Below are 18,414 nucleotides of genomic sequence, written 5' to 3' on the forward strand. Positions count from 1 at the left end.
ACGAGAGGAATAACCTCATGACCACCACCCTTACCCTGCTGGCCGCTGCCCTGCTCACCACCGGTCTGGCCGGCGCCGCGACGGCGCAGAGCGCTCACAGCCATGGCAACCACATGGCCAAGCCCGGCAGCACGTCGATGGGCGACATGCAGGCCGACATGCAGAAGATGATGGCCGACGTGATGCCCAAGCCGGGCGACGCGCCATCGACCAAGGACTTCAAGGACGCCGACATGGCGATGATGCACAACATGCACGTCGCCTATACAGGCAATGCTGACGTCGACTTTCGCACGCACATGATCCCGCACCATCAGGGCGCGATCGACATGGCCAAGGTTGCGCTCAAGCACGCCAAGGACCCCGCTACAAAGCAGATGGCCCAGAAGATCATCGACGATCAGGAAAAAGAGATCGCGGAGATGCAGGCTTGGCTGAAGCAGCACGGCAAGTGAGCCGGCAGCACACCCGATCCCATTGCGGGCGCGGCTAATGCCGTGCGGGGTGCACGCTGTGACAGGCGGGCTCCCCGCCAGCTTCCAGACCCTGGATGATCGGGCAATCCGGCCGGCCGTCGCCGTCGCAGGCCTGCGCCAGGGTGCGCAGATTGTCGGCCATCTCCTGCAGCTGCCGCGCGCGCTCCTCCAGTTCCTGGATGTGCGTCAGCGCGATCGCCTTCACCTCGGTGTTGCTACGGTGGGTGTCGCTCCACAGCTCCAGCAGCAGCCGGATGCGCTCGACCGAAAACCCCAGGTCGCGGGCGCGGCGGATGAACCCGAGGCGGTGCAGGTCGGCCGGCCCGAAATCACGGTAGCCGCTGTCGCGGCGGCCCGCCGGCGGCACCAGCCCGATGCTCTCGTAATAGCGGATCATTTTGGTCGAGACACCCGAGGCTTGCGCCGCCTGCCCAATGTTCATCGCCCCTGCCCTTCCCTGTTGACCTTCCCATCATGGGAAGGTGCAGGCCATCCGGCAAGAGGATCAAGACAGGACCCCAGCCATGACCGGGAAGACCGATCAACCCCACCGCCACGCCCACGACCAGCCGCCGAATAAGGCCACCGGGGCTGCCGGCTGCTGTGGCGGCAAGAGCCAGGCTACCGCCACCGATCAGGCCATGCCGGTCGCCCACGGCCACAGCTGCTGCGGCGGCCACGCCAACGCGGCGCCGGCTGCCCATGACCACGCACATCACGGGCATGGTCACCACCATCACGGTCCCGCGGTCGCGGCGGCGAACCTGGTCAAGGATCCGGTATGCGGGATGAGCGTCGATCCGCATACCGCCCAGCACCGGGCGGAGCACAACGGCCACCCGTTCTATTTCTGCTCGGCCGGCTGCAAGACCAAGTTCGAGGCCGATCCGGCCCGCTACCTCGATCCGGCCAGCGCTGTGGCCAAGGCCGAGCCCGTGCCCGAGGGTACGATCTACACCTGCCCGATGCACCCTGAGGTGCGCCAGGTTGGCCCCGGCGCCTGCCCGATCTGCGGCATGGCCCTGGAGCCAGCGATGATCGGCGCCGAGACCGGGCCGAGTGACGAGCTGGTCGACATGACCCGGCGGTTCTGGATCGGTCTCGCCCTGACCGTGCCGGTGTTCGTTCTCGAGATGGGCGGCCATCTGTTCGGGCTGACCGAGCGCCTGGGACAGCAGACTTCCAACTACCTGCAGCTGGTGCTGGCAACGCCCGTCGTGCTCTGGGCCGGCTGGCCGTTCTTCGTGCGCGCCGTGGCCTCGGTTCGAAGCCGCAACCTCAACATGTTCACCCTGGTAGCCATGGGCACGGGCGTGGCCTGGCTCTACAGCGTGGTCGCGACGTTGGCGCCCGGACTACTTCCCGCCGCGCTGCGCGGCCATGACGACGCCGTGCCGGCCTACTTCGAGGCGGCGGCGGTGATCACCGCTCTTGTGCTGCTCGGCCAGGTTCTCGAGCTGCGCGCCCGGGAGAGCACGAGCGGCGCGTTGCGCGCGCTTCTCGACCTGACGCCCAAGACGGCTCGCCGTGTGCGGCCTGACGGCAGCGACGAAGAAATCCAGCTCGACGCGGTCCAGGTCGGCGACCGCCTGCGCGTCCGGCCCGGCGAGAAGGTGCCGGTCGATGGCGCCGTGGTCGAAGGCCGTTCGTCCGTCGATGAAGCCCTGGTCACAGGCGAGTCCATGCCGGTCAGCAAGGATGTGGGCGCCAGCGTCATCGGAGGCAGCCTCAACCAGAGCGGCGGCCTGATCATCGAGGCGCAGAAGGTCGGCCGCGACACCATGCTGGCGCGCATTGTCCAGATGGTGGCGGACGCGCAGCGCAGCCGGGCCCCGATCCAGAGGCTGGCGGACCATGTCGCCGGCTGGTTCGTGCCGGGGGTCATCGCCGTAGCCGTCCTTGCCTTCATTGCCTGGTACGCCTTCGGTCCCGAGCCGAGACTGACCTACGGGCTGCTGGCGGCGGTTGCTGTGCTGATCATCGCCTGCCCCTGCGCCCTTGGGCTGGCCACGCCGATGTCGATCATGGTGGCGGTCGGCCGTGGCGCCCAGGCCGGGGTCCTGATCAAGAACGCCGAGGCCCTGGAACGGCTGGAGAAGATCACCACCCTCGTGGTCGACAAGACCGGCACGCTCACCGAGGGCAAGCCGTCGGTGACCAAGATCGTCCCTGCGGCCGGCTTTATCGAGCAGGAGTTGCTGCGCCTCGCCGCCAGTGTCGAGCGGGCCAGTGAGCATCCCCTGGCCGTGGCGATCGTCGCCGCGGCCGAGGAACAGGCCCTGTCCCTTTCGCCAGTTGCCGACTTCGACAGTCCGACCGGCCGGGGCGCCCTGGGCACGGTCGACGGCCGCAGGATCAGGATCGGCAACGCCAAGTTCGTGGCTGAGACAGGGACCAGCACGGCTGCGCTTGACGAGGAGGCCGAGAGGCAGCGCCAGCTGGGCGCCACGGCGATCCTCGTGAGCGTCGACGACCGTGCGGCCGGCATGATCGCGATCATCGACCCCTTCAAGGAGACGACGGCGCGGGCACTGAACGCGCTGCGGGCGGATGGTATCCAGGTGGTGATGCTGACCGGCGACAACCGCACGACCGCCGAGGCCGTCGCGCGCCGGCTCGGCATCGAGGAGTTCCGGGCCGAGGTGCTGCCCGATCAGAAGAGAGAGATCGTCAAACAGCACCAGGCGTTGGGCCGCGTGGTCGCCATGGCCGGGGACGGGGTGAACGACGCCCCTGCCCTTGCGACGGCGGATGTCGGCATCGCCATGGGCACCGGCACGGATGTGGCGATCGAAAGCGCCGGCGTGACCCTGCTCAAGGGCGACCTGATGGGGATCGTGCGGGCGCGCAAGCTGTCCCGCGCCACGATGAGCAACATCCGGCAGAACCTGTTCTTCGCGTTCATCTACAACGCGGCCGGCGTGCCGATCGCAGCCGGGGTGCTCTACCCGTTCCTCGGCATCCTGCTCTCACCGATCATCGCTGCCGCGGCCATGGCCCTTTCCTCGGTCAGCGTGATCGGCAACGCCCTGCGCCTCCGCGCCGCTCAACTCTGAGCGGCGCGGCCTCTCAGCGTTCTGCCAACCGGTTGTAGACCGGAACGAACAGCGCGGCCGCTACCCATGCGGCCGCAGCGCAACCCAGTACGCCCTCGACAAACATGCGGGTGAGAGAGTCGGGCTGGGAGGCAAACAGCCGGACCCAGGCATGGGAGCCGCCGCCTGCCGGCCAGGCGAACGACAGGGCGAAACACAGGATGAACAGCCCGACCAGAGCGCTGGTCAGGCCCCAGCCGGTTGCGACAAGGTTCAGTGGGGTTTTCAGGCCCATCCCCGCGGATGCGCGGCCTGAAGCCAGCGTGGCCATTATGGCCTCCCGGTTCCATGATCTGTCGCAGACCTTCCATCCGACCTGCGGCTTCCTAATTGATTTCGATCAAGGCCGCTGATGCTGCCGGGCGCCATCCTAGCAGGATAGGAGCGCCCGCCATGCACGACGTCACATCCGCCTACGGCCTATGGGGCTACGCCCTGGTCAACGCCGCCGTGTTCATCATATTCGCGTTCAGCTTCGCCAAGCCTAAAACCGCGCGCGACTGGCGCTCGTTCGGCGCATTCAGCGCTTTCTTGGTCGCACTCTTCGCCGAGATGTACGGGTTCCCGCTGACCATCTACATGCTGTCAGGCTGGCTGCAGTCCCGCTTCCCGGGAGTCGATTGGTTCTCGCATGACGCCGGACATCTGCTCGAGATGATGTTCGGCTGGAAGACCAATCCGCATTTCGGCCCCTTCCACGTCCTCAGCTACGCGCTGATCGGCGCCGGGTTCTGGCTGACAGCCGCGGCCTGGAGGAGTCTTTACGACGCTCAGCGCACCGGCCAGCTCGCTACTGCCGGCGCCTACGCCTCCATGCGTCATCCGCAATACGTCGGCTTCGTGCTGGTGCTGCTCGGGTTCCTGATCCAGTGGCCGACCCTGCTGACGCTCGCGATGTTTCCTATGCTGGTCGTCATGTACGTGCGACTCTCCCGTAGCGAGGAGCGCGAAGCTTTGGCGCAGTTCGGCGATGCCTACAGAGAATATATGCATCGTGTTCCGGCCTTTGTCCCGCGGTGGGCAGCCCTGACCGGCCACCCCGCAGCGCCGGTCTGACAGGAGGGCCTCCATGGACCAACCATCCCAGCCACAACATCCCTACGGCAAGGTCACGGCCTGGGCCGCTTCATCATGGGGGCTGCTCCTCACACTCGTGCTGGCCGCGCTCGGGATTTACCTGCTTATGAGCCACACCGGTCATATGCTGAGTGCCCTTCCCTATCTCCTCCTGATCGCCTGTCCCCTGATACACGTGTTCATGCACCATGGTCATCGTCATGATGAACGGCATGACATCTGACATGTTCGGCATGATGAGCGTCATGGGCCTCATCGCCCTGCTCGCTCTTGTTTTTTTGGCGCTGGCGATCATCGCCCTCATCAAGCATCTATTTTTTCGTTGATATTTTTCTGGCGTCGCCGGATCGGTTGGCGGCCGGAATCGGAGATGTGTGACGATATATTTACATCGATCCAAATCAAGGATGGAAAATTCAGAGACTGATAAAATTACCGTATTCAATAAAGAGACGTAGGACGCAACATGCCTGTACCGATGGCGCAGTCCGATCCGACGAACACGGCCGGGCCGGTCGGGCGGGCCGGATTGACCGAGAGATGGGTGATCGGGATGCCGACGAGGTGGATCAGGGTCGGCAGAGCCCGATCACCAGCGGCGCGAAGCCGACCGGCGCCTTGCCGTGCGTCGCCCCCATGATGACGAGCGGGAACATCATGGCCAGCACCACCTCGGCGAGGAGGCATGACATGCGGGAGTGCTGCCCGGGCGAGTGCTCGCCGTAGCCGTTGGCCGCGAACCCCTTGGCGAGGTCGAAGCCGGGTGCGCCCGAGGCGATCGCGTAGAGCAAAGCCGCCGCGACGAGGCCGCCGGCGACTTGCGAGACCAGGTAGGGCGCGATGTCGTGGGCGGGAGACCGGCCTCCAGCGGCCAGACCGCAGGTCACCGCCGGGTTGAGCTGGCAGCCGGAGACGTGGCCGATGGCGTAGGCCATGGTGACGACGGTGAGGCCGAAGGCGAGCGCGACGCCGAGGAGGCCGATCCCGACCTGCGGAAAACCGGCGGCGGCGACGGCGCTGCCGCAGCCGGAGACGGTGAGCCAGAAGGTGCCGATCCCCCCGGCGGCGCATTTGCGGAGGTCCATGGCAGCCTCCCGCGGACGGGTGGGCTGCTCGCGGAGCGCGGCGGATGACGATGCAGCCTGTCGCCCGCGGCCGTCGTGATCGGCAGGGTAGGAGCGGTTCGGCTCGGCAGGTTTGACGTCCGTCAATGCACGGCCGCAGGATGGCGGAGCACGCGCCGCGTCCGCGTGAGGAACCGGGCCGCGCGGAGCGTCGTTGCGCGTCCCTTCAGCGTCGACGGTAAGGGGAGCGGAGGGTCAGCGGGCGCCGTGCTCGCCGAGCGCGCCGCGCACTCCCGGCATCAGGGCCGGATGCGCGACCGCGACGATGCCGTTGGCGTGGAAGGCCCGCTGCACCGCCGCCAGCACGGCCCTGCGGATCGCGAACTGGCGCCCGGCGCGCGCCTTGAACTTGCCCCGGATGACGAGCGTCCCGTCCTCGACCGCCGCGATGCCCTGGCTCTTGAACGGCTCCAAGAGATCCGGGCGCAGTTCCGGATCGGCCTCGAGGTCCCGGCCGATCTGCTTGAACAGCCGGCGCACCGTCTCGACGTCGGTGTCGAACGCGACCCGAAAGGCCAGCTTCTCGATGACCCAGTCGCGGCTGTGATTCTGTACCTTGCCGATCTGGCCGTAGGGGATCGTGGCGAGCGCGCCGCGGGGATGGCGCAGCGAGACCGAGCGGATCGAGATCTTCTCCACGCTGCCCTTGGCGCCGGCGGTTTCGATGTACTCACCGAGGCGGAAGGCGTCGTCGGCGAGGAAGAACAGGCCCGACACGACGTCCTTGACCAGGGATTGCGAGCCGAAGCCGATGGCGAGGCCGAACACCGACAGCCCGGTGACCAGGGGCCAGACGTTGATCCCGAGGGCCAGGAGGACCGACAGGACCGCCAGCGCGGCGAGCCCGGCCTTGGCCGCCCCGCTGAGGAGCGGCAGCACGGTGTCCAGGCGCGTCCGCGGCGCCTCCTCCGCCTCCTCGGCCCCGGTTTCCATCCGCGCCCCCCGCTCCTCGGCGAGGAGCCGGCCGGCCGCGACGCCGATGACGTTCCACAGATAGGCGGTGGCGAGCGCGATGGCGGCGATCTCCGCCAGGATTCGCGCCAACGTCCCGACCTCGAGGCCGAGGCCGGGGGCGGCGGGCGCCCCCCACAGGGCGGCGAGCGCCGCGCCGATCACCGCGGCGAGCGCCATCCGGGCCGTGCGGCGGGCCGCGACGGAAGCGGCCGGGACGGCATCGGCCTGGAATCCGCGCTCGGCCCAGGCCGCGATCCACCGGTCGAGATGCGGCCAGGTCAGCACGAGGATCAGCGTCGCCAGGGTCGCGAGCGGCGGGAGGGGACGCCCGAGGGTCGTGGCCACCTGCGAGGCTCCGACCGTCAAGGCGACGACGGCGACGGCGATCACCGGCCAGCACCGGGCGAGGAGGCGCCGCGCGCCGCTGCGCGGACGCGGACCGGCCAGCGCGGCGGCGAGCGGCCGGCCGGAGCGCGCATAGGCGCCCGCGATGAGGCCGGCGGTCGGCAGCGCAACGAACGCCGTCCCAACGAGGTCGCGCAAGCCGATTCCCGCGTTCCAAAGCTCGAGGGTCCTCAGGAGCGCGATGCCGCCGAGCGCCCAGGCCGCCGCCATCGCCAGACCATGGACGAGCGGGACGAGACGCTTGCGGCGCGGGGAGGATTCCAGGATCGCGCTCTGGATCAGCGACGCGGCGAGCCCGGCGAGCGGCACGACGAAGGCCCAGTTGCGGAGGGAGTGGCGTGCGGCTTCGGCCTCCCCGGAGACGGGGGCGGCGACGACGAGACCAGCTCCCAGAGCGGCGGCGCCACGGACGAGGCTGCGCAGGATCCGTCCTCCTCGTACCCCGCCCGCGTGGCCGAGGGCGCTGGCGCTCACCCGGTCCGCCGCCAGGCCGGCGACCACCACGGCCGCGATGGCGGCGAGGAATTGCACCGGCGACCAGCCGGCGGCGGCGAGGGTGGACAGGACGAGATCGAGGTCGGTGCCGGCCGCCCCGATCCGGTCGAGGCGCGCCAGCAGACCGTCCGATATCGCCGCCACGGCGCGGTCCACCGGCTCGATCACCGCCTCGGACCAGTCGGAGCGCGCGGAGGCGGCACGGCCCTCTGCCTTCATGAGGATCAGGGCCAGACAAGCCGAGGCCGGGAGGCCAGTCGGGAGCGAGCGGCGGCGATCGAACACGGCAGGGATGTCCCGTCTCGCAAAGCCCCTTCGGCCCGGGATCGTACTGCGCCCGGCGGAGATCTCATTTTGATCCACATCAACGCTGCCTCGTCAATATCGGTCACACAATCCCGACCATTCTCACTGTATCGACCGTGTTTCGCAGTCAAAACTGATGATGGAGGCGAAAGATGAGCGGTCCGGCAATCTTCGATCGCCCACCTCTCGGTGCGGGGCGTGACCGCGGATGGTTCATCGCGATCGGCTGTGCCCTGCTCCTCCTCGGAGCCGCGGGCCTGTTCATGGTCACGACGCTCACGCTTGTAAGTACTCTGTGGTTCGGCATCCTGTTGATCGTTGCCGGCGCCGTCGAGATCGTCGAAGCTCTCGGGCGGCCCGAGGCTTCCGAAGCCTTGAGTTCCCGCATCGGGCGCTTCCTGGCCGGCCTGATCTATCTCCTCGGCGGGCTCGCCGCGGTGTTCCGGCCTCTCGAAGCCTCGTTCGCCCTCACGCTGGTCCTCGGAGCGACCCTGATCGCCTCGGGCGTGGCGCGCGCAGTCTGGGCCTTCGCCTACGAGGTGCGGACGTCCCGCGCCGCCGTGATCCTCTTCGCCGTCCTGTCGGTGCTACTCGGCGCCGCCATCATCGCGAAGTGGCCGTATTCCGGCCTGTGGGCGATCGGGCTGTCCGTCTCCTGCGACCTCCTGAGCACCGGATTGTCGTGGCTCGGAGTCGGTCTGTTCGGCGAGGCGCAGACCTCGCCGGCCATTTCGCGGTGAGACGAGGCTGCTCGGCGTCGCGGGCAAGGGCTCCGCCGAACGCCCGGGCAGGACATTCGATCCGGACATCCGGGCTCCGGCCTGAGGGACCGGCTTTGCGGTCTAAACAGGGAGTGAAGGCCTTGGGATCGATGACACGCGAATTGCTGTCGCGTCGTGCGGTCCGGTTCGGCGCGCTCGGCACGGGAGCTTCTCGATCGGCTCAACGAGGTCTCGTTCAACGCGGTCCTGCTCAAGGAGCTCAGGATGATGGCCGTGCTGCGGCCGGTCGCGCCGGCCGACGAGACCGAGGGGGCGAGATGGGCCGCGATGCGGATGCACCGCATCGCGAAAGACGTCATGGCGGAACTCGGCTCCTCCTCGCAGCTCGATGCCGAACGAATGCTCCTGGCAATGCTGCGGGACGAGGGCCGTCGCCGCGCCGAGGCCTTCCTGCGCAACAGCGGGGCGGAGCTGGGCCGGCGCTCGTCGTTCGATCTCGACCAATTGCTCGACGGGGTGCGAGCCCGCTTGAGCTGGATCAAGGCCGCCGGTTTCCGCCAGGGCGAACCATGGCGTCGAGCCCAGCCCGGAGACGATCCATGTCGATGCACGCTCCCTCCCCGCTCGCCGCCCTGCGCGACGTCCTCATCGGCACCATCGTGGAGGACGAGCGCGACCCGGTCTCCCCGGCCATCGGGTACGGGCTCTCGCTGGCGGAGGCGGCGCGGGCCCACGTGACGATCCAGTCGTCCTCGTGGTGCCTCGTCGGAACCGATGCCTGGCTCCAGGGCACCGGCGATCCAGGCATCGGGGTCGTCGACCGCCGCCTCGACGCCCTCGCCCGCGCCTTCGCCGAGAACGCGGCCGGCGCGGCGGCGCAGGCGGGCCTGGTCTGCACCTGGGAGACGCCGCGCCTGCCCTATCCCGAGGTGGTGCATCGGTTGGCGGCCGAGGCGCGGCTGCACGACCTGACGGTGCTCGACCTCGATCCGCGCAGCGAGATCCTCTCGCGCGAGACGGTCGAGGCGGCGCTGATCGGCAGCGGCCGGCCCGTCCTCGCCGTGCCGCGCTCGCACCCGGCCTTCGCCGGACGGCGGATCCTCGTGGCCTGGGATGGCAGCCTGCAGGCGGCCCGCGCTGCCAACGACGCCCTGCCGCTCCTGCGCGCCGCGGACGCGGTCGAGATCGTGTCGGTCGGCGACGCGGACGACCTGCTTACGACGGTGCCGGGGGCCGAGTTCGCCCGCCACCTCGCGCGGCACGGCGTCGCCGTCACGGTCAGCGACCTGCCGCAGGTCGGCAGCATCGCCGACACGCTCCGCAGCCATGCCGGCCTGGTGCGGGCCGACCTGATGGTGATGGGAGCCTACCGGCATTCCCGCGCGCGAGAATTCATCTTTGGCGGCGTGACGCGCTCGCTCCTCATGGACGCGCCGGTCCCGCTGTTCCTCGCGCAGTGATCATGGAGGTTCGTCATGATCCGGAAGCAACCGACCCAGACGGCATCGGTCCGGGCGGCGCGCAGGCGCAAGGCCATCCGGCAAACGCTCAGGCCAGCGGTCGCACCGACGCGGTCGCCCCCCGAGGACGAGGCGCCTATCCCGCCGGTCGCGACGGACGCTCTCGAGCCGTTCGACGAAAGCGACCTGCGCGCCCTGAGATCCGGCTGGCATTTCGTCGAGTGACGCATGATCGCGCCATCGCGGCCCCCGCTGAGACCTGCCGGCAGGGCTGACGTGGCGCGCGCCTTGAGATCGGCATCAGGTCGCGGGCTTTCCGGGGTGGGACTCGCGATCGGGCCCCGCGAGGGCCCGCATGGCATTCAGGATTACCGCCACGTCGATCGCCTCCTGCAGCAACGCGCCCTGCACGGGCGTGAGCGCGCCGAGTGCCGCCGCGACCATCCCGGCGAGCGAGAGGCCGAGCCCGACGAGCACGCTCTGGAGCGCGATGGCGCGCGACGCCTTCGCGATGCGGATGGCGTCCGGCAGCGGCGCCAGGCTGTCGACGAGGAGGACGACATCGGCCGCCTCCGCCGCGGCGGCGGCGCCCCGGGCGCCCAAAGCCACGCCGAGATCCGCCGCCGCGAGCGCCGGCGCGTCGTTGATCCCGTCGCCGACCATCATCACCGGCCCGCGCAGGCGCTCCTCGAGGACGACCTTCGTCTTGTCCGCCGGGTCGAGGTCTGCCGCGACCGCATCGATCGGGAGCCCCGCCGTGAGCGCCTCGGCAACCTTGCGCCGGTCCCCCGTCGCGAGCACAACCCGGGCGATGCCGCTTTCCCTCAGAGCGGCCAGGATAGCGGCACCGTCGCGGCGCAGCGGATCGGCGAAGGACAGGATCGCGGCCGGCCGGCCGTCGACCGCCACCAGGACCGTGGCCGACGCGGCCGGCCCGTCCGCGTCGGAGCCTGCGGACGGAAAGGCGATCCCTTGCGAGCGCATCAGGCGCGGCCCTCCCGCGCTGACGCGCCGGCCGTCCACCAGCCCGATCACGCCGTCGCCCGGAACCTCGGTCACCGCCGACGGCGAGGCGAGGCTCAAGGCCTGCGACTTCGCTTCCTCGACCAGGGCCCGGGCGATCGGGTGGGCCGAGGCCTGATCGAGGGAGGCCGCCAGCCGCAGGGCTTCCCCTTCCCCGAAGGGCGGCAGCGCCGCGACTGCCCTCAAGCGCGCCCGGCCGTGGGTCAGGGTGCCGGTCTTGTCGACCACCAAAATCTCCGCCTTGGCCAAGGCTTCCAGGGCACCACCACCTTTGACGAGGACCCCGCGCCGCGCCGTCCTCGACAGGCCGGAGACCAGGGCGACCGGCACCGCCAGGATCAGCGGGCAAGGTGTCGCCACCACCAGCACGGCCAGCGCCCGCAAGGCCTCGCCCGTCGCGGCCCAGGCCCCGCCGGCGAGGACGAGCGTCACGAGGAGGAAGACGAGCGCGTAGCGGTCGGCGAGCCGCGCCATCGGTGCCTTGGCGTCGCGCGCCGCCTCGACGAGACGCACGATGCCCGCATAGGTGCTCTCCGCAGCCGGCCGCTCGGCCATGAGCGTGAAGGCTTGGCCGACATTGAGGCTGCCGCTGAGGACCGCCGCGTTCGCCCCGAAGGAGGCGGGCAGCGACTCGCCGGTGAGGCTCGACAGGTCGAGGACGGCGCGACCCGCGGCGACGCGCCCGTCGACCGGCAGGACGTCGCCGGCGCGCACCAGGATGCGGTCGCCCGGGGCGAGATCCGCCAGGGGGACCTCGCGCATGCGAGGCGGGTCGCCATCGCCCCCCTCTTCACGAAGGGCGGTGCGCGGCTGGCGCGCGACCAGGGCGGTCATCGCCCGGCTCGCCCGCCCGGCGGCGTAGGCCTCCAGTGATTGGCCGCCGGCAAACATCAGCGCGATGACGGCACCGGCCAGGGGTTGCGACAGGGCGAGCGCCCCGCCCATGGACAGGACGGCGACGAGGTCGAGCCCGACATCGCCCCGCGCCAGGCTCGTCGCCACCTGGACCAGCAGAACGGCGAGGACCGCCAGGGTCGCGAGGCTCCAGGCCAGGGCGGCGGCGTCGGCGTGACCGACGGCCCGGGCCACGAGACCGGCGCTCAGCCCGAGGAGCGGCAGCGCCACGAGGCCGCCGCGCAGGGCCGCCGCCCATTCGACCGGGGCCTTGCCGTCGGGAACCTTGTCGTGAGCAGCCTTGCCGACTGCACCTCCCGTTGCGGGTGAGTGCTCCATGGCTGTCCTCGCCTCCCTGGCTCTGCCTGTCCAGACACGCACCGAAGACGGGAGCGGGGCCTTGCGCTGGATCAAGCGCGGGCCGGCGCGGCGGAGGCGGCCAACCCTTGAGCAGGATCAATGTCGGGCGACGACATCGGACGGAGGATCCCCGCATGCCCGAACGGAGGGGAATTCCATGCTGGCACGCGACATCATGCACCGCGACGTCGTCACGGTGACGCCCGAGACGCCGCTCGGGGAGATTGCCCGGCTGCTGGTCGAGAAGCGGTTCGGCGCCGTGCCGGTCACGGACGAGACCGGCGTCCTCGTGGGGATCGTGAGCGAGGCCGACCTGCTCCACCGCGAGGAGCTCGGCACCGAGCGGCGGCGCAACCGCTGGCTCGATGCCTTCGCGTCGATCGAGACGCTGGCGAACGCCTATCGGAGCGCCCACGGCCTGCTGGCGCGCGACGTGATGGCCCGCACCGTCGTCACCGCCGCCCCCGATGCGCCGCTGACCGAGATCGTCGAGCTGATGGAGCGCCGGCGCATCCGCCGGGTACCGATCGTCGAGGCGAGGCCCGACGGGAGCGAGCAACTCGTCGGGATCGTGACCCGCGGCGACCTCGTGCGGGCGCTCGCGACCCTGGTTCCGGCCTCCCCCGCCCCGACCACCGATCGGGCCCTCAGCGACCGGCGCATCCGCGACATGCTGCTGGCCGAACTCGCCCGCCAGCCCTGGACCGACAAGGCCGAGGGCAACGTCACAGTGCTCGACGGCGTCGTGCATCTCTGGGGTGCCGTCACGAACGAGGCCGAGGCGAGGGCGCTGGTGACCGCGGCGGAGGGCATCCCGGGCGTCGTCGCGGTGCGCGATCACACCTTCGTCGCCTACTGGGGCGCCGATCCGATCATGCTCTGAAGCCCGCTGGCGAGGGCCGGCCCATGTCGTCGGAGGCCGCGATGATCGTGCGTAACGTGATGACCCGCAAGGTCGCTTCCGTGCAGGCCGGCTCCTCGATCGAGGCAGCCATCGCCCTGATGCTGGAGCGGCGGATCAGCGGCCTGCCCGTCCTCGACCGCGAGGGCGCCATCGTCGGTATCGTCACCGAGGGCGATCTCCTGAGGCGCCCCGAGCTCGGCACGGCCCCGCCGAAGCCCGGCTGGATCCAGTTCGTCGTCGATCCGGACCGCCTGGCGGAGACCTACGCGAGGGAGCACGGGCGTCGCGTCTCCGACGTGATGACCCGCAGGCTCGTCACCGTCTCGCCCGACGCGACGCTCGCCGAAGCCGCCGAATTGATGGCGCGCCACCGTATCCGGCGCGTACCGGTCATCGTGCACGGACGGCTCGCCGGAATCCTCGCCCGGGCGGATCTCCTGCGTGCCCTGCACGCGGCCCTGACGAGATCCCGCGCGACGCCGTCCCGAAGCGATGCCGAGATCCGCGCCGCCGTCGAGGCGGCCATCGCCGAAACGGGCCTCTTTCCCGCCGGCCGGGTCACCGTCGCGGTCGCAGGCGGCGACGTCATCCTGCACGGCACCCTGACCGGCGAGCGACAGCGCGCCGCTCTCCGGGCGGCGGCCGAGGCGGTGCCCGGAGTGCGGATGGTCTGCGACGGGCTGGCCTGTGTCGCCCCTCCTGCGGACCACGCCCCTCCGGTGACCGATGACGGTCCAGGTGGCGACGTCCGCGCCTGACGGTTCCCGTGCGGCGGCGATGCGTCCACCCCGCCCGGCGTGACGGCCATTCTCGAATGTCATCTTGCCGTCACGGCCACCTCGGACGCGAACACCCGGACGCGAACAGGAGACGATCATGACCTCCAGGACCACAGGCTCCGAGACACCGCGGGTCTCCGGCTTCGGCGACATGTCCGCGCTGCTGACCACCGAATCCAAGCTCTGGCGCAGCTTCGGCGTCGACCTGCCGCTGCGGCTCACCGCCGAGATCCTGAGCTTCGGCAGCCGTCGCCTGCAGGCCCAGGCCGAGCACGTCGCGGCGCTCGGACGCTGCGGCTCACCTGCCGAGACGATCAAGCTCCAGGCCGACTTCGTGATGAAGACCCTCACCGACTACCAGCGCGAGGCGGACACGCTCTCCCGCGACGTCGCCGACGCCGCCGTGCCCGGGGACGGCAAGACGAGCCGATCCGCGTCCGCCTGAGACCCCGGAGGCCAAGCCCGTGGACGCGGTGGCCCTGCACCGGATCGGTGGTCCGCTGGTCCGGGAGTCCCGGCCCGACCCGGTGCCGGGCCTGGGCGAGGTCCGCATCAGGGTCGAAGCCTGTGCGGTGTGCCGTACCGACCTCCACGTCATCGACGGCGAGCTGCCGGACCTCCGCCGGCCGATCGTACTCGCGTGTTTCGCCTCGCCGAGGCCGAGGCGGCCATCGCCGCGCACCGGGCCGGGATCGAGGGAGCGGCGGTGCTCGTGCCGTGAGCGCCGCCGCAGCTGTCAAACCTCACGCCGCCTTGATCTCGATCGCCTTCGGGGTGACGGCGGCGGTCTTGGGCTTCGGCAGCTTCAGGGTCAGGACGCCCTTATCCATCCGGGCATCGATCTCGTCCGGCTTCGTGCCGGGCGGCAGCTCGATCGTGCGCGAGAAGGCGCCGTAGCTGCGCTCCGTCACCTTGCGGGCGCCGTTGGTCTTCTCCTTCTCCTGGCGTTTCTCGCCGCGGATCAGGAGCAGGTCGTCGGCGAGCTCGATGTGGACGTCGCTCCGCTCGAGGCCCGGCAGCTCGGCCGTCACCTCGACGTGGTCGCCCCGCTCGATCACGTCCATCCGCGGGAACGGTCCGGCCTGGACGAAACCAGGGATTCCCGACAGGATATTGCCGGACCAGACCTCGCCGAGCATCCGGTCGATCTCGCGCTGGAATGGAAACGCCGCCGGCAGCGCCCGCTCGGACGCGCCGCCGCTGCGGTCGCTGAAGGCGAGGAGGGATTTGAGGTTCATGGCGGTCTCCCTGTTCGAGGCCGGCCCGGAGCGGCCGGCAGGAACGGAGGAGGCCACCATCGCGACGCGCTCGCGTTGAGGTGCATCAAGGGCGCTTTCGTCAGCGCGACATCAGCACCGGGACGGTCATCGAGGCGAGGATCGTCCGGCTGGTCCCGCCGAGGATCGCCTCGCGTAGGCGCGAATGGCCGTAGGCGCCCATCACCAGGAGATCGGCGCCGCGATCGGCGACATGCGAGAGCAGCGCCTCGCCCACCGGAACTCCGCCGGGGATGACCTCGAACGTCGCCTCGATCCCATGCCGTGCGAGGTGGCGGATCGCGCGCCAGCGCATCGCCTCCGGCACCGGCTCGTCGATCACGCTGACGAGCTCGACGCGCGCCATGCGGCGCAGGAGCGGCAGCGCGTCGCCCAAGGACCGCGCCGCGGGCGCGCTGCCGTCCCAGGCGACGACCGCGCAGGCAAGCCCGGGCGGCGCCTCCTGGATGTAGGGCACCATCAGCACCGGTCGCGCGCCCTGGAACAGCAGCGAGGCGAGATAGGCGTCGGCCGGCTTGGGCGCGGTCTCGTCGGCCTGCTCGATCACCGCGAGGTCGCTCAGGTGCACGAAGCCGGCGAGGCGTAACGGCGCGAGCGGCGCCGAGGTGCAGATCGCGCTCGTCTCGCACGGGAGCCCGGCCTCCCGGGCGGCACTGGCCACGGTCTCGACCGCTGCGGCGGCCTGCTCGCGGGCATCCTGCTCGGCGGCCACGACCAGGTCGTAGCGGATCTCGGATTGCGCGAAGGTCTGGAACGGCACGAGCGGCAGGACGCTCACGGCAGAGACGGTCGCGTCGAGCATCGCCGCGAGCTTGACCCCGTACGGCGCGGCGCGCCGGCCCACCCCGTCGACGACGATCGTCAGATCCTTGATCACGGCTGATCTCCCGCTGATGGAACCCGGGGAGGATCCGCCCGGCGGGGAGGCGCCACCTTGATCCAGCGCAAGCCGGCTCCTCAAGCCTTGATCCGTCTCAAGGCGGCATTGGACAGGACGGGCTAGCGAGCGCTCGTGGGGGCGCCTCTCGCCGAGGGTTCGCTCCCGCCCCGGGGGCGACGGCATGCCGACAGATCTGCACACGGACACGGCCGACCTTGCCCGAACCCGGCGGCAGGACCGGCCCGAGGTCGCCGGCCCGGCCCCGCGCCGCACGGCTCCAGGCCTGCTGGCCTTCCTCTGGCGCGAGCGCGCGCTGGCGCAGGTCGGGCTGGCGCTGCTGGCCGTCGCGATGTTCCTGGCCGGTCTCGCGCCGATCGAGCTGCAGCGCCGCGCCGTGGGGCTGGCCGTGCGCGGCTCCGATCCGCATCCGCTCCTCGGGCTCGCCCTGCTCTACGTGCTGGCGGCTGCCAGCCTTGGCAGGCTCCTCTGCCGGACTCTCGGGATCGCCGAGCCGAAGGCCGCGATCCTCTCGGCGGTCGAGACGGTGGCGACGAAGCTCGGCTCCACCCTCGACGCGGCGGCCCTGTGCAAGATGGCTGAGCGCGGGCAGATCACCGGCGGCCGCGTCGACGGCCCGCTCGCCTTTGACACAGCGGTCTCGCGAGAGGCCGCGCGAGCCAAGGGCCTGGGCGAGACGGTGGCGGGGGATTCCGACATCCTGGTCGCGCCGGACCTCGTGTCCGGCAACATGCTGGCCAAGCAACTGATCCATCTCGCCGGTGCGGAGGCCGCCGGGCCCATCATCGGGGCGCGCGTGCCGATCGTCCTGACGAGCCGGGCCGACGGTGCCGAGACCCGCGCTGCCTCCTGCGCCCTCGCCCAGCTTTTCGTGCACGGGGGCGGGGCGGCCTCCCCGGGCGCGGCTCCGTGTCCGGATGCCCGGCCGACGGGAGCCGCCGCATGACCGACGCGACCACGACCGACGCGATCCTGGCGATCAACGCCGGCTCCTCAAGCCTGAAATTCGCCCTCTACGAAGCGGAGTCACTCGCTCTCCTGTGCCGCGGCGGGGTGTCGGGTCTCGGCGGCGGCGCCCGGCTCGAGACCTCCGGCTCCCTGGTGCTCACCGGCGCCCCGCCGCCGGCCTGCGACCATACCGGCGCCGTCGCCTGGCTCCTCGACGCGCTCCGGCGCGTGCCGGGCCTCGCCGTGCGGGCGGCGGGGCACCGGGTCGTGCATGGCGGACGGGACTTCGCGGCGCCGGTGCAAGTGGATGACGAGGTTCTGGCCCGCCTCGACCGGCTGGTACCGCTCGCCTCAGGCCACCAGCCCCTCAACCTCGCGGGCCTCCGGGCGGTGGCGGAGGCCTGGCCCGGCCTGCCCCAGATCGCCTGCTTCGACACCGCCTTCCACCGCAGCCAGCCGCGCCTCGCCCAGCTCTTCCCGATTCCGCGGGCGCTCTCGGACGAAGGCCTGCTGCGCTACGGTTTTCACGGCCTGTCCTACGAGCATGTCGCCGCGGTCCTGCCGGAGGTGGCGGGACCGCGGGCGGAGGGCCGGGTGATCGTCGCGCATCTCGGCCATGGCGCCAGCCTCTGCGCCCTGCGCAACCGGCGCAGCATCGCCTCGACGATGGGCCTGACGGCCCTCGACGGGTTGATGATGGGCACCCGCTCAGGCTCGGTTGATCCCGGCCTCGTGCTCCACCTGCTCCGCGAGCGGGGCCTGTCGCCTGATGAGGTGGCGGACCTCCTCAACGCGCGCTCGGGGCTGCTCGGGGTCTCAGGGATCAGCGACGACGTGCGGGTGCTGCAGGCCTCCGACGATCCGCGGGCGGCGGAGGCCCTCGACCTCTTCGCCTACCGGGCGGTGCGGGAGGCCGGCTCCCTGGTGGCGGCGCTCGGCGGGCTCGACGCCGTGGTGTTCACGGCGGGTATCGGAGAGCACGCGCCGCGGATGCGGGCGGCGATCGCGGCCGGTCTCGCGGCGTTCGGCGTCGCGCTCGATCCGGCCCGCAACGCGGGCGGCGAGCGGTGCATCAGCCAGGCCGGATCGCGGGTCGCGGTCTACGTCGTGCCGGCGAACGAGGAGCTGCCGATCGCCCGGGCGGTGGTGCGCTGCCTCGCCGAGGCCGCCAGCCGGGGCTGAGGCCGGGCTCGTCCCGATGGACCTGGATTCGAACA

The 18,414-nt window shown here is 70.8% G+C and carries 17 protein-coding genes and 2 pseudogenes; 12 read left to right on the top strand and 7 right to left on the bottom strand.

Features of this window, described 5'->3' with window-relative positions; all coding sequences use genetic code 11:
* Positions 1-17 precede the first annotated feature (17 nt).
* Positions 18-455 carry a CopM family metallochaperone gene (gene copM, locus EU555_RS18900; protein ID WP_135416774.1) on the top strand — a complete coding sequence of 146 codons (438 nt, stop codon included), beginning with the start codon at positions 18-20 and terminating at the stop codon, positions 453-455.
* A gap of 34 nt (positions 456-489) precedes the next feature.
* Here the strand turns inward: copM and cueR are convergent, their stop codons facing one another.
* A complete protein-coding gene (gene cueR / locus EU555_RS18905; RefSeq protein WP_135416775.1) occupies positions 490-918 on the bottom strand; it encodes a Cu(I)-responsive transcriptional regulator in 429 nt (142 codons plus the stop codon).
* Between the two features lie 199 nt (positions 919-1,117).
* Here cueR and EU555_RS18910 point away from each other — a divergent pair, with 199 nt between their 5' ends.
* Positions 1,118-3,532 carry a heavy metal translocating P-type ATPase gene (locus tag EU555_RS18910; RefSeq protein WP_135416853.1) on the top strand — a complete coding sequence of 805 codons (2,415 nt, stop codon included), beginning with the start codon at positions 1,118-1,120 and terminating at the stop codon, positions 3,530-3,532.
* Between the two features lie 13 nt (positions 3,533-3,545).
* On the opposite strand, the gene EU555_RS18915 is transcribed toward EU555_RS18910, so the two are convergent.
* Positions 3,546-3,842, bottom strand: a complete 297-nt coding sequence (locus EU555_RS18915) for a hypothetical protein (protein ID WP_135416776.1) — start codon at positions 3,840-3,842, stop codon at positions 3,546-3,548.
* 122 nt (positions 3,843-3,964) lie between these two features.
* Between EU555_RS18915 and EU555_RS18920 the strand changes: the two genes are divergently transcribed.
* Positions 3,965-4,627, top strand: coding sequence for a methyltransferase family protein (locus EU555_RS18920; RefSeq protein ID WP_135416777.1), 663 nt, complete (start codon positions 3,965-3,967; stop codon positions 4,625-4,627).
* Between the two features lie 13 nt (positions 4,628-4,640).
* Entirely contained in the window at positions 4,641-4,871 is a 231-nt protein-coding gene (locus tag EU555_RS18925) for a DUF2933 domain-containing protein (protein WP_135416778.1), read from the top strand.
* 269 nt (positions 4,872-5,140) lie between these two features.
* On the opposite strand, the pseudogene aqpZ reads toward EU555_RS18925, so the two are convergent.
* Together aqpZ and EU555_RS18935 are read right to left on the bottom strand one after the other, a co-directional pair.
* A pseudogene (aqpZ, locus tag EU555_RS18930) lies at positions 5,141-5,733 on the bottom strand (aquaporin Z); the annotation flags it as partial.
* Between the two features lie 234 nt (positions 5,734-5,967).
* Complete coding sequence (locus EU555_RS18935) at positions 5,968-7,845, bottom strand: mechanosensitive ion channel family protein (protein WP_135416779.1); 1,878 nt, start codon at positions 7,843-7,845, stop codon at positions 5,968-5,970.
* 239 nt (positions 7,846-8,084) lie between these two features.
* Here EU555_RS18935 and EU555_RS18940 point away from each other — a divergent pair, with 239 nt between their 5' ends.
* Positions 8,085-8,672 carry an HdeD family acid-resistance protein gene (locus EU555_RS18940; protein ID WP_135416780.1) on the top strand — a complete coding sequence of 196 codons (588 nt, stop codon included), beginning with the start codon at positions 8,085-8,087 and terminating at the stop codon, positions 8,670-8,672.
* Positions 8,673-9,253: 581 nt separating this feature from the next.
* Positions 9,254-10,114, top strand: a complete 861-nt coding sequence (locus EU555_RS18950) for a universal stress protein (RefSeq protein ID WP_135416781.1) — start codon at positions 9,254-9,256, stop codon at positions 10,112-10,114.
* Between the two features lie 300 nt (positions 10,115-10,414).
* On the opposite strand, the gene EU555_RS18955 is transcribed toward EU555_RS18950, so the two are convergent.
* A complete protein-coding gene (locus tag EU555_RS18955) occupies positions 10,415-12,370 on the bottom strand; it encodes a heavy metal translocating P-type ATPase (RefSeq protein WP_135416782.1) in 1,956 nt (651 codons plus the stop codon).
* Positions 12,371-12,548: 178 nt separating this feature from the next.
* Here EU555_RS18955 and EU555_RS18960 point away from each other — a divergent pair, with 178 nt between their 5' ends.
* The 4 genes and pseudogenes from EU555_RS18960 to EU555_RS18975 form a co-directional block, all read left to right on the top strand.
* On the top strand, positions 12,549-13,274 hold the full coding sequence (locus tag EU555_RS18960; RefSeq protein WP_135416783.1) for a CBS domain-containing protein: 726 nt from the start codon (positions 12,549-12,551) through the stop codon (positions 13,272-13,274).
* A 41-nt stretch (positions 13,275-13,315) separates the two neighbouring features.
* Positions 13,316-14,053 carry a CBS domain-containing protein gene (locus EU555_RS18965; protein WP_135416784.1) on the top strand — a complete coding sequence of 246 codons (738 nt, stop codon included), beginning with the start codon at positions 13,316-13,318 and terminating at the stop codon, positions 14,051-14,053.
* Positions 14,054-14,171: 118 nt separating this feature from the next.
* Positions 14,172-14,519, top strand: a complete 348-nt coding sequence (locus EU555_RS18970) for a phasin family protein (RefSeq protein ID WP_135416785.1) — start codon at positions 14,172-14,174, stop codon at positions 14,517-14,519.
* Positions 14,520-14,538: 19 nt separating this feature from the next.
* Positions 14,539-14,709: pseudogene (locus EU555_RS18975) on the top strand (alcohol dehydrogenase catalytic domain-containing protein); the annotation flags it as partial.
* Positions 14,710-14,817: 108 nt separating this feature from the next.
* Here EU555_RS18975 and EU555_RS18980 read toward each other — a convergent pair.
* Both EU555_RS18980 and EU555_RS18985 read right to left on the bottom strand, forming a co-directional pair.
* A complete protein-coding gene (locus tag EU555_RS18980) occupies positions 14,818-15,312 on the bottom strand; it encodes an Hsp20/alpha crystallin family protein (RefSeq protein ID WP_135416786.1) in 495 nt (164 codons plus the stop codon).
* A gap of 100 nt (positions 15,313-15,412) precedes the next feature.
* Positions 15,413-16,228, bottom strand: a complete 816-nt coding sequence (locus EU555_RS18985) for a universal stress protein (protein ID WP_135416787.1) — start codon at positions 16,226-16,228, stop codon at positions 15,413-15,415.
* A gap of 184 nt (positions 16,229-16,412) precedes the next feature.
* Here EU555_RS18985 and EU555_RS37080 point away from each other — a divergent pair, with 184 nt between their 5' ends.
* Together EU555_RS37080 and EU555_RS18995 are read left to right on the top strand one after the other, a co-directional pair.
* Positions 16,413-17,195: a phosphate acyltransferase gene (locus EU555_RS37080; RefSeq protein WP_245524368.1), complete on the top strand. Its 783-nt coding sequence runs from the start codon at positions 16,413-16,415 to the stop codon at positions 17,193-17,195.
* The gene (locus EU555_RS18995; RefSeq protein ID WP_135416788.1) at positions 17,192-18,379 is read left to right on the top strand and encodes an acetate/propionate family kinase; all 1,188 of its coding nucleotides are present in this window, start codon (positions 17,192-17,194) and stop codon (positions 18,377-18,379) included. Before EU555_RS37080 ends, EU555_RS18995 begins: the two co-directional genes overlap by 4 nt.
* Positions 18,380-18,414 lie beyond the last annotated feature (35 nt).

The sequence above is a fragment of the Methylobacterium nonmethylotrophicum genome, assembly GCF_004745635.1.
GTDB classification, from domain to species: domain Bacteria; phylum Pseudomonadota; class Alphaproteobacteria; order Rhizobiales; family Beijerinckiaceae; genus Methylobacterium; species Methylobacterium nonmethylotrophicum.

Excerpts from the sequence above, each read along its gene's own strand:
- copM (WP_135416774.1), top strand. The coding sequence starts at position 18 with ATGACCACCACCCTTACCCTGCTGGCCGCTGCCCTGCTCACCACCGGT.
- cueR (WP_135416775.1), bottom strand. The coding sequence starts at position 918 with ATGAACATTGGGCAGGCGGCGCAAGCCTCGGGTGTCTCGACCAAAATG.
- EU555_RS18910 (WP_135416853.1), top strand. The coding sequence starts at position 1,118 with ATGCCGGTCGCCCACGGCCACAGCTGCTGCGGCGGCCACGCCAACGCG.
- EU555_RS18915 (WP_135416776.1), bottom strand. The coding sequence starts at position 3,842 with ATGGCCACGCTGGCTTCAGGCCGCGCATCCGCGGGGATGGGCCTGAAA.
- EU555_RS18920 (WP_135416777.1), top strand. The coding sequence starts at position 3,965 with ATGCACGACGTCACATCCGCCTACGGCCTATGGGGCTACGCCCTGGTC.
- EU555_RS18925 (WP_135416778.1), top strand. The coding sequence starts at position 4,641 with ATGGACCAACCATCCCAGCCACAACATCCCTACGGCAAGGTCACGGCC.
- EU555_RS18935 (WP_135416779.1), bottom strand. The coding sequence starts at position 7,845 with ATGAAGGCAGAGGGCCGTGCCGCCTCCGCGCGCTCCGACTGGTCCGAG.
- EU555_RS18940 (WP_135416780.1), top strand. The coding sequence starts at position 8,085 with ATGAGCGGTCCGGCAATCTTCGATCGCCCACCTCTCGGTGCGGGGCGT.
- EU555_RS18950 (WP_135416781.1), top strand. The coding sequence starts at position 9,254 with ATGTCGATGCACGCTCCCTCCCCGCTCGCCGCCCTGCGCGACGTCCTC.
- EU555_RS18955 (WP_135416782.1), bottom strand. The coding sequence starts at position 12,370 with ATGGAGCACTCACCCGCAACGGGAGGTGCAGTCGGCAAGGCTGCTCAC.
- EU555_RS18960 (WP_135416783.1), top strand. The coding sequence starts at position 12,549 with ATGCTGGCACGCGACATCATGCACCGCGACGTCGTCACGGTGACGCCC.
- EU555_RS18965 (WP_135416784.1), top strand. The coding sequence starts at position 13,316 with ATGATCGTGCGTAACGTGATGACCCGCAAGGTCGCTTCCGTGCAGGCC.
- EU555_RS18970 (WP_135416785.1), top strand. The coding sequence starts at position 14,172 with ATGACCTCCAGGACCACAGGCTCCGAGACACCGCGGGTCTCCGGCTTC.
- EU555_RS18980 (WP_135416786.1), bottom strand. The coding sequence starts at position 15,312 with ATGAACCTCAAATCCCTCCTCGCCTTCAGCGACCGCAGCGGCGGCGCG.
- EU555_RS37080 (WP_245524368.1), top strand. The coding sequence starts at position 16,413 with ATGCCGACAGATCTGCACACGGACACGGCCGACCTTGCCCGAACCCGG.
- EU555_RS18995 (WP_135416788.1), top strand. The coding sequence starts at position 17,192 with ATGACCGACGCGACCACGACCGACGCGATCCTGGCGATCAACGCCGGC.